Consider the following 13,353-nt stretch of genomic DNA (forward strand, 5'->3'; position numbering starts at 1 on the left):
GAAAGATTAGGGGGACAGCGGATGCGAATACGCGATTGGGACCGCAACCTAAAAGTGCGCCTGTTTGGCGAGGCGCTCATGAATACGACCTTTTGGATGTTTTTTCCGTTTATATCGATTTATTTTGCCGATGCCTTTGGCAAAGAGACAGCGGGGTTGTTGTTGATTGTTTCGCAGTTGTTCTCGGTCATCACCAATTTAATGGGCGGCTATTGTGCTGATGTATTCGGACGCAAGCGGATGATGGTGTTATCCGCCTATGGACAGGGGGCGGCGTTTTTCGTTTTCGCCTTGGCCAGCTCCCCTTGGTGGTCGTCGCCGTTTGTTGGATTTCTTAGTTTTACGCTGGCTGGCATTTGCGGGTCATTTTATTGGCCGGCGAGCCAGGCGATGGTGTCCGATGTGGTTCCGGAGAAAGACCGGAGCGATGTGTTTGCTGTGTTTTACACATCCATCAATATTTCGGTTGTCATCGGCCCGACAATTGGCGGTCTTTTTTATGCTGAGCATCGGTTTGCCTTATTGCTTTTGGCGGCATGTTCATGTTTTGCGATGGCAACACTGCTCTCCAAAACGTTGCGTGAGACGGCGCCTCTAGCCGCAGCCGGCCAACAAAGGAGAGGGACATGGCAGTCTTTTTTGCGCACGCAGTTCAAGCAGTATGCCATCATTGTCCGCGACCGTGTCTTTTTCCTGTTTATCGTTGCTGGAGTGTTGGTGGCACAAACGTTTACACAGCTTGACTTGCTGATCCCGGTATATACAAAAGAAACGGTCGAAGCCGAAACATGGGCAGGATGGACGATTGACGGCGCGAGCGCCTTTAGTTGGCTCATTGCCGAAAACGGTCTGTTGGTCGCACTATGCACGGTGGCTGTGACGCGTTGGATGTCTCGCTACTCGGAGCGGCAGGCGTTTGTCGGTTCATCCGTCTTATACGGCATCTCGATGTGGCTGTTTAGTCAAACGTCTTCGCTGCTCGGATTGATCGCGGTCATGGCGCTGTTTACGCTGGCTGAGTTGATGACAGCTGGCTTGCAGCAGTCGTTCATTTCCCGCTTGGCTCCGGAGGCGATGCGCGGCCAATATTTTGCCGCCGCCAGTCTCCGTTTTACGATTGGGCGGATGTTGGCGCCGCTGTCGCTCGCCGCGGCGGAATGGATCGGCTATGCATGGACGTTTGTTGTCCTTGGGATGCTGGCGCTAGGAAGCGCGGCCTTATACGCCTGGATGTTTCAACAAGTCGGGCGGCGAATGGAGCGACCGAACGCTTCGTTTTCGCGATAATGGGCGGTGCAAACGGCTATCCGTTTTTCGCTCAGGCGGGTATAATAAAAAGCGCACCGTTGTTCGTGTAACATATATTCCCTGTCTCTGACATAAAGTGGAACTAGACAGCGAGAAGGAGAGGGGAAGCGCTCATGAAACCGCGCGTGTTCGAACCGGATGCCATTGAGGGGGGAACGGGAAGCCGCGGCGGTCAGAACGGCGCCGCGGCGTTGGCGCGCAGCGAAAAGAGGCAGCAGGCGCGCGTTTTGTCTCGGGAAAAGAGGAGAAAAAAGCAATACCGTCTCATCGGCTGGCTGCTTGTCGCCATCGTCGTTCTGTGGGGGGCGAGCACGCTTCTTTGGAGCGGGTATGGGGCGTTGAAGACGGCCGCGAGCCGAGAAATGGCGATTATGCGCTTAAAAGATGCGATCGAAGACCGCGATGTGGCCGCTTTGCAGGCGATGCTGCGGGTGACGGCGGAAAGCGTGCCGATCAACGAGAAAACGTTGGCGCCGTTGTTCGCGTATGTGGAACGGCACCCAGAAGCGTATGAACAGCTAGATCGGGAGTTTGCCCGCCAGCGCAAGAGCGGCCACGTGTATATTAAAGGATTGACATCTCACCCGCCGGTGTTTACGATTCATGTGTTTGAGGACCGGTATGTGTTTGAGCCAGCCCTCTATTTTCTCCATGTGCGCGTCGATGATCCGGAGGCGTCGCTTGTCGTCAATGGGGTGAAAACGGAAGAGGAGGCGACGAAAGACCCATTTGTCAAAAAAATCGGCCCGTATTTGCCGGGCGCGTACGCTGTGACCATCGTCCATTCGAACGGGAAAAAGAAAACCACCCGCGTCGAGCTGTTTGGCGGCGCTCGTGTCCATGAAGTCGACATCACGAAATGAACGAATAAGCAAATACCGCTTCCACGACGGCGGTAATGACAACATCTTGCGTCTGCACAGGCGGCGCTGATGAGGGAACGCTGAGAACAGCCGGACCGTATGGCGTCGGCCGGATCGATGACTGTTCTTTCAGTTCAATCGGCGTGTCATAAAGAGGCAAGCTGAGAGCGCGGGCGATGGCCAGCGCTTTTTCTTTGGCGTTTTTCACGGCCAACGCCAATGCCTGCTGGTAATAGGCTTGTTCGTTTGCTAGACGGAATTCCAAGCCGCGGGCGAGGTTTGCTCCATGGGCAACGGCCGCCTCGTAAATGGCGCCGGCTTTTTTAGGGTCGCGGACGGTGATTTCAAGCCAATGTTCGACTCCATAGCTGGATAATACGTCGGCTCCATTGTGATGTTCGTATTGGGGATAGATGGAAAACGCCGTCGTCTCCAAATCTTCTGTTTGCACGCCAAGCGCCTTGAGTGCTCCAATGACTGCGTCGGTGCGTTTCGCGTTGTCAGCAAGCGCTTCTTGAATATGGACGTGTTCGGTGCGCACCCCGAGCGCAATGAGGACGGTGTCTGGCTTGGCGATGACTGTCCCTTGGCCGGTGACGGTCAGTGCGGCGCGGGAGGCGGTTGGCGGTGTGGGGCGGTGCCAAGGCTGCATCGTGTTCCCTCCTTCTGCTGTTAGGCAGTTTTTTTGTCATCATCCGCCGCCTGCCAATAGTAGACGCGCGGCAGTCCGGCATAGCACCAATATTCTTTCAACAGCGAGATCGCGACAAAGGAGACAAGCTGCCAATTGATCGCTTTCATCCCGATTCCCCTTTCGATGGCCCTGTTACTATAGCCTATTCGAAACGGCCATTGTCCTATGCGCGCCGTCCAGTTGGCGATGAAACTTCTTTGGGCGCTTGTACGTATCATGGAATGGACATGCTATAATGAAAGAAAAGATTAAAGAAGGAGAGGGACCATGAAGCAGCTGCTTCGTACGATATGGCGTTGGTTTGTCTCATGGAACGCAGGGGTCATCGTCGCGGTGATCGTATTCATCGCTACTGATTTTCGCTTTTGGCCTTCGATTTTATCCGGAATGGGGGCGATGTGGGGGGTGTCCGCCATCATGAAAAGGCGGCATCATCGCCTGCCGGCTGATGTGTCCGCTGAGGAGCTTGTCTACGTTCGCAGCCAGCTTGGCGAAGCGCGCGCGTTATGGAAGCGGCTGCGTCGCGCTCGCTATCGGCTTCGTTCTGTGGTGATGTGGCAAACGGTTTCCCGGTTGAGTGCCATCGTCGATCGAATCATTCGCGCCATCGAGCAACAACCACATCAACTGCGCCTCGCCCAGCCATTTTTCTTAAACGAATGGCCGACGGCGGTGGAGATGGTGGAGAAATACGTTTATTTGGCGCAACAGCCGGTGCAAAGCGCCGATATGGCAAAAGCGTTGCAGGAGACGGAAAGAGTGCTTGACGAGCTGACTTCAGCGGCTGAACGGCAGTTGCTTGAGGTGTTATCGAACGACATCTGGTCGCTGCAAACGGAAGCGAAATGGCTCGAGCGATCGCTCCGACAATCGGATGGGCTTCGTCTGCCGCTGTCAAAGAAAGGAGAATGACGATGGACGAACGGAATCACGGGATGGAATCGACGGATTGGCTGCAAGGGCTGGAACGGACAAGTTCCCTTGATGAGCTGCTTGCAAAGCCGTTTTCTTCGCCGGCCGAACCGCGGCTCAAGGAGGAAGAAAAGCCGGCGCGCGCGCTTGATGCGTTGAAGCCTGAGCATCGGGAAAAAGCGCTTGCGCTCGCCAAACAAATCGACCCGGCCAACCATCAGGCCGTCTTGCAATACGGTGTGGCGGCGCAAGCCGAGCTGTCGAAGTTTTCTCATGCGATTTTGCATCATGTGCAAACGAAAGACGCTGGGCCGGTCGGCGAAGTGATCAGCGAACTGATGGCCAAAATTAAGGAGGTCAACCCCGATGACCTAATGCCGGCGAAAAAAGGGTGGCTGTCCCGCTTGTTCGGCGCAGTGGCCAAGCCGCTGCAAGAGATGGTGGCGAAATACCAAAAAATCGGCGTTGAAATTGACAAAATCGCTGATCGGCTTGAGAAGCACCGGCATTTGTTGCTTCGCGACATCATGATGCTTGAGACGCTCTATGAAAAAAACAAAGACTATTTTGAAGCGCTCAATATTTATATTGCGGCAGCGGAATACAAACTCGAAGAGCTGCGGACGAAGACGATTCCAGAAAAGCAAGCGGAAGCGGAGCGCTCCGGCGACCAAATGGCATGGCAAGAGGTGCAAGATTTGCGTCAGTTTGCCGATCGGCTTGAGAAGCGGGTGCATGACCTAAAGCTCAGCCGGCAAGTGACGATCCAGACTGCGCCCCAAATCCGCATGATTCAGCATATGAACGAAACGCTTGTCGAGCGGATTCAATCGTCGATTTTGCATGCCATCCCTCTTTGGAAAAATCAAGTCGTGATTGCTTTGACGCTGTTTCGGCAGCAAAGGGCGGCTGCGGCGCAAAAGCAGGTCGCCGAAACGACGAATGAGCTGTTATTGCGCAATTCGGAGATGTTAAAAACAAACAGCATTGAAATCGCCAAGGAAAACGAGCGTGGCTTGGTTGATATCGAAACGTTGAAGCGAACACAAGAAAATTTGATCGCTACGCTCGAAGAAACGTTGAAAATCCAAGCGGAAGGCCGATTAAAACGGCAGCAGGCCGAACGCGAGCTGGCGGCGATGGAAGCGGAATTGAAACAGACGCTGCTTGCGCTGAAACGACCGGAGCAATAAGGGCGGATAGGAGATTGCCCTGTTTCGGCTTGCGGCCAAGCGGTCGATGGATCCGTCCATGGCTGTAGAAGAAAGCGCCAGAAAATCAAAGAGCCTCATGCGAAACGGGTGTCTAGCGAACGAGAAGACACCCGTTTTTTTCACTTGCCATCCGTTTGGTTTTGAACGGGAGGAGGACGGACTGTCAACTGAAGCGGCCGGCATCCCGGCTGTGCAGCCTCCATTTTCTTTATAGAATAGGGGGATGAGGAGGCTCTTGACCGTACCGATCATTTTCTTGTTCCGCTCGTTCACGATCTTTGTCATCCGGACGGGCGGCGCGGACGTCAAACTCTTCCGCCGCCTCCGTTTGCCATTGGCGGCCGATGAGCGGAGCGTCTTTTTCACCGTGCTCGACAGTGACAAATCGCAGCACATAGGCGTGAAACAGCAATTCCCCCATCGCCGCAAGCAGGGCGGAAAAAAACGCCGCGCTTAATATGGCGGCGCCGGCGATGTCATAAAACGCGCCGATGCCGATCCATACCGCTACAAACACAAGCCCAAAATCGGCGATCGTCGCTGAGACGTTGCCAAGGCGCCGCAGAACGTACAAGTCGCCGAGCGCATAGGCGACAAGCGTCAGCCAAAGGCTAAACCATAAAATCTCTGCCGATGAAATGCGCAAAAACAGCGGTAAAATGGCAAACATCACCGTGGTGGTCAGCAAATATTTCAGCACTAACGCAAGCAAATGTCTCATTGGGATTCGCCGCCTTTATTCTGCTGGATGGTTTGGTCCTTCCAATTTTTTATCGCCGTATCCCGGCTGTTTTTCCCTGTCTTTGTCCGGTTGTTGTTTTTTTTCTTGTTGTTCAGGGCTGTTGTTTTGCTTTGGCTGTCTCATTAGCCATCATCCTCTCTTTCCATTTGTTTATCGTTAGTTTGCCGCGTTTGTCTTGATGTATACATACATGATCCATAAACTTCCTCTTTTTATTTCCCCCCCTGTTCTACATTAATATAATGAACGGCATGAACAAGGAGGAATACAGATGGCGGAAAACAAACAATCGCTTGAGATGGCTTTACAGCAGTATGTCCCGTCGAATGATGAGGCAGCTTCGTTTCTTGGTTCAGCATTGGCTGAAACACATGAACAAGTGAGCGATATGTACGCGGAGGGAACCATCGAGGCCACGATCGAACACAAAAATGGCTCAGACATCCCCCTTTCTCCGCGGGAGTAAGAAACGTCAAGGAGCTGTTCCTTGGCGTTTTGGTTGATGTTTGTGAAACGGGAGGGGAAAAAGGAAAGAAAAACAGTTCGTACTTTCCCCCATCGTCGTCTATACTAGTAGTGCGCACGGCGATTCACCGATATAAGGGGGATGATCATCGTGAGATGGCAGCGGGCTTTATTGGCGTTGCTCAAAGAGCGGAAAGACCATTCCATCGCGTTGGCGATCGACACATCAAACCGTCCGGAGCGGCCAATGCTCATTCAAAACATTGTGAAGCTGTTTGAAAAGCTGCGCCCGGACACGCTGCTCGTCCAAGCGGATTTTAAAATTCGCGATGTATCTCCGGTTGGCGTGGCGACGATTCAATATTTCAAGCACGGGAAATCGTCGTACACCGAAGTGCTGGAATGGGCCGCTGCGCAAAAAATCGATACGTTGTTTTACATCACCGATGTAACCGGCTATTTTTATGAAGAACTCGAAGTCGACTATGAAGTGTTTTGGCTTGTGCCGGACGATTATATGCCGCGCGTGCCGTTTGGCAAGCCGATTCGCGTGGCGTAACACTGTGAGGAATGCCCTTCGTGATGAAGGGCATTCTCTTTTTGTTAGGAAATTTAACAAGTTTTTTGTGAATGAAACCGATTACAACCAAAAACAGACATTGCTTTTGGTGCATTTTTGTTATATATTATGACATATAAAAGGAATGAAAAATAACAAAAAGGGGGATGCGTAAATGGATGAAAAAACGTTGACGCTTGGGCTGGATGCCCTCTGGGTCATGCTTTCGGCGGTGCTCGTCATCGGTATGCAGGCAGGGTTTGCTTTGCTTGAGGCTGGATCAACGCGCATGAAAAACTCCGGGCATGTGGCTGGCAAACAAATTTTAAGCTTTGCCATCGCCTCATTGGCGTTTTGGGCGTTCGGCTTTGCTATTACGTTTGGGGCTGGGAATAGCTTCATCGGGACGGAAGGATGGTTTTTAAAAGAAGGAAAAGGAACGTTTGACTCGTTGTCGTGGGCGAATGTGCCGCTCGAGCTCAAATTTTTATTCCAGCTCGGCTTTGCCGGCGTGTCGCTGGCCATCGCTTGGGGCGGCTTCGCTGAGCGGGCGAAACTGTCTGTTTATTTTCTTTTTGGCACGATTTTTACGATCGCCATTTACCCGGTGATCGGCCATTGGGTGTGGGGCGGCGGCTGGCTTGGGAAAATGGGAATGCAAGATTTCGCTGGTTCGACCGTTGTCCACTTGCAAGGCGCGATTGCGGCGCTCGTGGCTACCATTTTGCTCGGGCCGCGCATCGGCAAGTTCAATAAAGATAAGACTCCAAACGTCATTCCTGGGCATAACCAAGTATATACGGTCATTGGCGGATTGATTTTATGGATCGGCTGGTTCGGCTTTAACGCTGGCAGCACGATGGCGGTTGGCGACGGATTTTTCGGCTATGTCGCGCTGACGACGAATTTGGCCGCCGCGGCGGGAGCGATCGCCGCGATTGTGACGGCGAAAATTTTGGTCGGCAAAGCGGACATTCCAGCGATGGTCAACGGCGTGCTCGCGGCTTTGGTTGCCATTACCGCCGCGTGCGCGTTCGTCGAACCGTGGGCGGCGGTTGTGATCGGTGCAGTGGCGGGGTCGTTTACGTTCTGGACATCCATCTACTTTGAACGCAAAGGGATTGACGATCCGATTTATGCTTTTTCCGTCCATGGTGTCGCTGGCATTATTGGCACGATTTCAACCGGGTTTTTCGCCTCGCCGCGTTTAGTCGAGATCACGGGCATCGGGAAGGCTGGACTGTTTTACGGCGGCGGATTTGATCAGCTGATTGTGCAAACGGTCGGGGTGCTCGGCGCTGCGGTGTATGTCGCTGCTGTTTCGTTTGTCATCTTATATGCCCTGAAGAAAACGATCGGGCTGCGTGTCACGGCGGAACAAGAAATTTCAGGTCTTGATATTAGCGAGCACGGTTCTTATGGCTATCCGGAACAGCTCGATCCGGCGTATCAGCCCAAGACCCTCGCCCAGCAGTAGCCAGGAGGGGAAAGGTGATGGAATCGTTGGCGGCAAAGGTGGTCGAGCGGCTCAACCAAGCCGAGTCGGCCGCCGAACTTCGTTTTTGTCATGATGAACTGGCGCGCGAACTGCGGCGCTGTCTGGCATCTGAACAAATGAAGCAGCTTGCAGGCGACGTCGTTTGCGTGCATGAAGCCATCCTTCGCCGCGCGTTTTTCCTTGCGGAGCGGGAGACGATGAAACGGTCGGTCGGCATTCGTCCCCCGGCGTGGTGCTGGTATGTGATGGGAAGCATCGGCCGACGTGAGCCGACGATTTGGACGGACCAGGACCACGGCATTTTATTCGACTGTCCTGAGGAAGAGGAGGCGGCTTGTTATGAATTCATCCGCCATATGGCGGCGGTTGGGGTGGACATGTTGCATGAGGCTGGGTATCCCTACTGCTCCGGTTACGTGATGGCGACGAACAAGCGGTGGGCGCAGTCGGTCCGCGGTTGGGAGCAACAACTTTCTTCCTATTTAGACAGCGGGTGGCCGAACGACATTCGCTTTTTGTTGATCGCGATGGATATGCGTCCGCTTTATGGCGAGACGGAATTGGCTGAGGAGGGCAGGAGGATGCTGTTTTCGGCGGTGGCCAAACGGCCGCCGCTGTTGGCGCGCATGGGGGAGCACGTTCAATTTCCTCCGGTTCCGCTCGGTTGGCTGGGCAACGTGCAAACGGAGCGATGGGGGCCGCACAGCGGGGCCGTTCATATGAAACAAAGCGGCTACGTGCAGCTCACCAATGCCTTAAAATGGTTGGCCTGTTTTGCGCGCGTCCCGGCGGCGGACACGGCTGAGCGGCGACGGACGCTTGAGGCGGCTGGCGTATTGACGGCGCCGCTTTCCGCCGCCGTTTGCGAGGCGCTGTCTGTTTACTATTCGATTCGTCTTAAGTACAGCACCGAGGCGGGGGACGGGCGTGAATATGTGTTATGGCGGACGCTTGAGCGGACAGAGCAAAAGCAGCTGAAGCAAGCGATGCGCACCGCAAAACGGTTGCAGCGCTTTGTCGCCCGGCGGGTGGCTAACATTCATGCATGAGCGGCACCGTTTTTGGCAGCGGGCGCTCCGCTTGTTGTCGCTCGGCGTTCCGCGCGAGGCATCATCCGCCTTATTTGGGCATGACCATTCGCTGCAACAGGAAACATGGCTTCGCTCGCTGCAAAAGGAAAAACAGCACATCATCGATTGGCATGACCGTTTGACTGACATCCCGTTTGTCATCATCGATATGGAAACGACCGGCTTTTCCCCGGAGCAAGGCGATGAAATTTTGGCCATGGCGGCGGCGAAAACGGTTGGAGGAGTCGTGACCGATGCGTACATGACGCTCGTCAAGCCGGAAAAGCCGATTCCGGAACATATTTCCGCCTTGACCGGCATTGAGGCGAAGGATGTGGTGTTCGCTCCGCCGCTTGCCGAGGCGCTGCGCACGTTTGTGCCGTTTATTGCCGCCGGCGTCTTAATTGGCTATCATATCGGTCATGATTTGGCGTTTTTGCGCCATGCCCTTTGGCGTCATTATCGGCAAAAATGGAGCGGACGATTTCTTGACTTGCAGCCGATGATGACGCTGATCGGCCATTCGTGCCCGACGTTTGACGATGCGTTAGCTTGTTACGGCATCCGTTGCCCGCGCCGCCATACGGCCGACGGCGATGTCGAAGCGATGACGAAGCTATGGGCGATTTTGCTTAAGGAGCTTCACGGGCGCGGCATCGATACGTTGCACGATTTGTACGCGGCGCTCAGCCGCCACTGACGCTCCTAGGCAGGGCAGAGGGCTGGAAGGTTGGTGGAGAATGGTCATTGTTCGCCAAGCGATCGAGTTCGCCGTGAACAAAGAGTTGATTTTACAGGATCAATGTCGTTTTGGCCTAGGGCATCGGCTGAACGAAAAAAAAAAGCGCTAAGTTTGGCGCTTTTTTTGCTGGTATTAGAGCGGTTTGGTCGGCGTCGGTTCGGCGTAGCCTTCTTTATATTTTTCATCGATCATATGCCGAATGTCTTTGATCGATTTCCCTTGATCGTAAGCGGCGATCGATTCGGCGGCGATCTCCAAGCAGACGCCGCATTTGGTCGCATGATCATCCCAGACGACCGAGCCGTCTTGTTTATTTTCATAGACGAAGCAGTCGTAATTGTTCTTATGGCCAGCTGATTGCCCGCAGCCGCAATAGCAAGGGATATTCTCAAGCAGCTCGCGGTGTTCGGCCGCCTGCTGGTACAAGACCGCCATCTCTTCTTCAAACGCGCTCAAAAAGCTTGGCAAATGCTCGATCGATTTTGTTGTTTCGCGAATATCGCCGGTGGCGGTTTTCGTCATCTGCGAGTGGCTTTGTTCCTGAACGCCGTCATCGGTGCAGCTTGAGAGCAGAACGCTGAGCGACAACATGCATGTGGCGATCCATGTCAGTTGTTTCATCCTCTTCTTCCTTTCCGTACAGTCTGCATTTTGAATGTACCATACTTCGCGGCAGGCGGCAACCGTCGTATGGTCAGGCGCGTTGCTGTTGTTGGGCGTGGCGGTGTTTGTGTTTTCGTCGTTTTTCGATCATGGCGAAATAAAGGGCAAAAACAGCGAGCAGAAACAATGCATCTCCGGCGTAAAGCGGTCGGAATCCGATTGAGGCCATCAGCACGCCGGTGAGAAAAGAGCCGGCGCTGATGCCAACGTCAAAAAACGATAAAAACGTGCCGAGGGAAGAAGAACTGCGCGACAAAGAGCCTGATTGAATCGCCATCGTCTGCAAAACCGGAAACAAATTGCCCCAGCCCATTCCGATCAAAGCTGCACTTAATAAAAAGATTCCTGTCGTTTTCGCTATGCTTAACAAAAACAGCCCGACGGCAAATGAAGATGTGCAAAATACAATAAGCGCCTTCGGTCCGTGTGCGTCAAACCATCTCCCGGTAAACGGACGGGAAACAAGCAGCACCGCAGCATAAATCACGAAAAAGAGATTGCTGCTTTCCCCAAGATGAAGCGATTTGGCGTAGACCGACACAAACGACAGCACGGGCGCGTACGTCAAAGCGAACAATGCACCGATGAACGCCAGCGGTAGCACGGAAGGCTCGATCATCTGCTTCAGCGACAGCTGGATTCGCAGTTTCGAAGATGACTGCTTCGCCTGCGGCGTTGCCGAACGGATAGACAGCGCAGAAAGGAAAGAAGCGACGGTGCATACAAGCGCAATGATCAGCATCCAAAACGCCCCAAGGCGTTCAAGAGAAAAGAGGCCGAAAAACGGCCCAGCCACCATAGCGAGATTGGAGGACAAAACAAAATAGCCCATTCCTTCCCCTTGCCGTGTCGATGGAACGATATCAGCGACGAGCGCTCCGCCTACCATCGTGGCAATGCCGAACCCTAAGCCGTGCAAAAAGCGGATGGCAAGCAAACTGAGCAGGCTGTGGGAAAATAGGTACAATACGGAAGATGTAATGAAAAGAAGAAGAGACCATCTCAGCATCAATCGCTTCCCGTAGCGTTCGACAAACTGGTTGGCGGCAAAACGGACGATAATGGCCGCCGCCAAAAAAACAGCCGACACAAGCCCTGACAGCGATTCCTCGACGTGCAAGTCATGAATGGCGTAAATCGGCATGGTGACCAAAAGAAAATAATAGTTGGCAAACAAGAAAAAATTGCAAATAAAAAGGCTGGCAAAGTGTTTTGTCCACAATGCTTCTTGGCCCATGAATCACGCTCCTTCCCCCATAAAAGGAAAAATGGCAGGGGGAGCGGCGATGTGACGCCTCCGCCTGCGTTGAATAAGAGTTGTGTAAAAATTATGATAATACTTCTGACTTGATTTTTCTAGTTGTATGCTCATAGTTGGTTCATCACCAAAAGTTGTACTTGCACCTGTCATGAAAGTATGTTAGCTATTTCTAGCCGAACCCGCAATGCAAAACGCTGGATATTTCTGTATCCGTATCCCCGACGTTTCATCAGCTTGATCTTGTTATTTGTTCCCTCCATTTTCCCATTTGAATAAGGGGATAAAATGCACGATATGATTTCGTCTGTTCGTTTGACGAGTGATTTTGCGATGGCGCGAACAGCAGAACAAGGACAAAACAAATACCGATGAACCCAGGCGTTCAAACGACGTTTCGCTTGTCGCTCGCTTTGGCTTTTGGATACATAACGAAAATGTTGAAGGGATTGATAGACAGCCTGCAAGGAATCGCTCTCTTTCTGCCACTCCCGCACCGTTTGGCGCTCCTCCTCGGTGAGTTTCTCGGGACACTGGGTCAATCAGCGGCAAACATACCGAACATGCCCGTGTTTCTTGTTCCCTTTTCCGAAGGATTGGCGGCATCGATCCAACGCTTCCGTAAACAATTGAATCACATGAAAAGAATCGACCACATGCTTCGCTTCCGGACACACCCCTTGAATGGCTTTTTTCATCGCTGGAGCCAAATCACTCACGACATACTGAACAGAACCAGACACAGGAGCCAACACACGTCCAATGGCTTCCTCGTTCTTTCCTGCTTCAACGGCATACACTTCTCCCGTTTCGGCATCCATGACTGCCACTCCGTAATCATGTCCTTTTCGAAACGCAAACTCATCGACACAAACTGCCTTTGGTTGGATGTCATTCGATAGGAAGGAAGGGGCATGAGTATAAAACCAGCGTTCAACGGTCGTGTACGGAAGCTTGAGCATACGAGCCACCGCCTGAATGGATGTTCCGATGCAAGATTGCGCCACCCATTGCTGAAACGCATCCGTCGCTGCACTTCGAGGGGAAATTCCGGGATAAGACGTGCTGAATGTCATGCCACATGTACAACAACGTCTACGCTCCACAGGGAGTTCCACCCAAAAGATGCCGATCCGTTGAGCATACCCATGCATCCATTGCTTCTTTTTTCCTGTCATTTTGATCGTGCGTTTCAAGCAAACAGGACATAACGGGCATTGTTCGGGAAGAGAAAGTTCGAAAATCCAACGTTCTTCTTCTTTTCGCACCTTTTGAATCAAAACATCTGGTAAATCGATGAGTTCTTTGATAAACTGAGCGTACATGCGAATTTTCCTCCAATGGTTTGGTTTGGACACCTTTACC

The 13,353-nt window shown here is 52.8% G+C and carries 15 protein-coding genes and 1 pseudogene; 9 read left to right on the plus strand and 7 right to left on the minus strand.

Features of this window, described 5'->3' with window-relative positions:
• Window positions 1-21: 21 nt before the first annotated feature.
• Both QWV57_RS07190 and QWV57_RS07195 read left to right on the plus strand, forming a co-directional pair.
• Window positions 22-1,287 (plus strand): MDR family MFS transporter, encoded by a 1,266-nt coding sequence (locus QWV57_RS07190; protein WP_238980582.1) that lies wholly within the window; start codon window positions 22-24, stop codon window positions 1,285-1,287.
• A 134-nt stretch (window positions 1,288-1,421) separates the two neighbouring features.
• Window positions 1,422-2,171 carry a zinc ribbon domain-containing protein gene (locus QWV57_RS07195; RefSeq protein ID WP_301101601.1) on the plus strand — a complete coding sequence of 250 codons (750 nt, stop codon included), beginning with the start codon at window positions 1,422-1,424 and terminating at the stop codon, window positions 2,169-2,171.
• Here QWV57_RS07195 and QWV57_RS07200 read toward each other — a convergent pair.
• Together QWV57_RS07200 and QWV57_RS07205 are read right to left on the minus strand one after the other, a co-directional pair.
• Entirely contained in the window at window positions 2,161-2,823 is a 663-nt protein-coding gene (locus QWV57_RS07200) for an SIMPL domain-containing protein (RefSeq protein ID WP_014195621.1), read from the minus strand. The two genes, QWV57_RS07195 and QWV57_RS07200, sit on opposite strands and share 11 nt — an antisense overlap.
• 20 nt (window positions 2,824-2,843) lie before the next feature.
• Window positions 2,844-2,972, minus strand: a complete 129-nt coding sequence (locus QWV57_RS07205) for a hypothetical protein (RefSeq protein ID WP_013145587.1) — start codon at window positions 2,970-2,972, stop codon at window positions 2,844-2,846.
• A 160-nt stretch (window positions 2,973-3,132) separates the two neighbouring features.
• Between QWV57_RS07205 and QWV57_RS07210 the strand changes: the two genes are divergently transcribed.
• Both QWV57_RS07210 and QWV57_RS07215 read left to right on the plus strand, forming a co-directional pair.
• Window positions 3,133-3,777, plus strand: coding sequence for a 5-bromo-4-chloroindolyl phosphate hydrolysis family protein (locus QWV57_RS07210; RefSeq protein WP_301101604.1), 645 nt, complete (start codon window positions 3,133-3,135; stop codon window positions 3,775-3,777).
• A gap of 2 nt (window positions 3,778-3,779) precedes the next feature.
• Window positions 3,780-4,970: a toxic anion resistance protein gene (locus QWV57_RS07215; protein ID WP_301101606.1), complete on the plus strand. Its 1,191-nt coding sequence runs from the start codon at window positions 3,780-3,782 to the stop codon at window positions 4,968-4,970.
• Between the two features lie 229 nt (window positions 4,971-5,199).
• Here QWV57_RS07215 and QWV57_RS07220 read toward each other — a convergent pair whose 3' ends face one another.
• Window positions 5,200-5,712 (minus strand): YndM family protein, encoded by a 513-nt coding sequence (locus tag QWV57_RS07220; protein ID WP_060788300.1) that lies wholly within the window; start codon window positions 5,710-5,712, stop codon window positions 5,200-5,202.
• Window positions 5,713-5,727: 15 nt separating this feature from the next.
• Window positions 5,728-5,856 (minus strand): hypothetical protein, encoded by a 129-nt coding sequence (locus QWV57_RS07225; protein ID WP_013145583.1) that lies wholly within the window; start codon window positions 5,854-5,856, stop codon window positions 5,728-5,730.
• 148 nt (window positions 5,857-6,004) lie between these two features.
• Between QWV57_RS07225 and QWV57_RS07230 the strand changes: the two genes are divergently transcribed.
• The 5 genes from QWV57_RS07230 (at window position 6,005) to QWV57_RS07250 (ending at window position 10,025) form a co-directional block, all read left to right on the plus strand.
• Entirely contained in the window at window positions 6,005-6,199 is a 195-nt protein-coding gene (locus QWV57_RS07230; RefSeq protein ID WP_020755559.1) for a YozQ family protein, read from the plus strand.
• A 150-nt stretch (window positions 6,200-6,349) separates the two neighbouring features.
• Window positions 6,350-6,757 carry a VWA-like domain-containing protein gene (locus QWV57_RS07235; RefSeq protein WP_015374636.1) on the plus strand — a complete coding sequence of 136 codons (408 nt, stop codon included), beginning with the start codon at window positions 6,350-6,352 and terminating at the stop codon, window positions 6,755-6,757.
• A gap of 175 nt (window positions 6,758-6,932) precedes the next feature.
• On the plus strand, window positions 6,933-8,234 hold the full coding sequence (locus tag QWV57_RS07240; protein ID WP_020756901.1) for an ammonium transporter: 1,302 nt from the start codon (window positions 6,933-6,935) through the stop codon (window positions 8,232-8,234).
• A 17-nt stretch (window positions 8,235-8,251) separates the two neighbouring features.
• The gene (locus tag QWV57_RS07245) at window positions 8,252-9,304 is read left to right on the plus strand and encodes a DUF294 nucleotidyltransferase-like domain-containing protein (protein WP_015374638.1); all 1,053 of its coding nucleotides are present in this window, start codon (window positions 8,252-8,254) and stop codon (window positions 9,302-9,304) included.
• On the plus strand, window positions 9,297-10,025 hold the full coding sequence (locus tag QWV57_RS07250; protein WP_033006931.1) for a 3'-5' exonuclease: 729 nt from the start codon (window positions 9,297-9,299) through the stop codon (window positions 10,023-10,025). Before QWV57_RS07245 ends, QWV57_RS07250 begins: the two co-directional genes overlap by 8 nt.
• 174 nt (window positions 10,026-10,199) lie before the next feature.
• On the opposite strand, the gene QWV57_RS07255 is transcribed toward QWV57_RS07250, so the two are convergent.
• From QWV57_RS07255 to QWV57_RS07265, 3 genes and pseudogenes are all read right to left on the minus strand, one after another.
• The gene (locus QWV57_RS07255; protein ID WP_081212818.1) at window positions 10,200-10,688 is read right to left on the minus strand and encodes a PCYCGC motif-containing (lipo)protein; all 489 of its coding nucleotides are present in this window, start codon (window positions 10,686-10,688) and stop codon (window positions 10,200-10,202) included.
• A 73-nt stretch (window positions 10,689-10,761) separates the two neighbouring features.
• Window positions 10,762-11,967 carry an MFS transporter gene (locus QWV57_RS07260; RefSeq protein WP_013523552.1) on the minus strand — a complete coding sequence of 402 codons (1,206 nt, stop codon included), beginning with the start codon at window positions 11,965-11,967 and terminating at the stop codon, window positions 10,762-10,764.
• A gap of 170 nt (window positions 11,968-12,137) precedes the next feature.
• Window positions 12,138-13,313, minus strand: a pseudogene (locus QWV57_RS07265) (ISL3 family transposase).
• Window positions 13,314-13,353: the final 40 nt, after the last annotated feature.

This window comes from Geobacillus zalihae, from assembly GCF_030414215.1.
GTDB lineage: Bacteria > Bacillota > Bacilli > Bacillales > Anoxybacillaceae > Geobacillus > Geobacillus zalihae.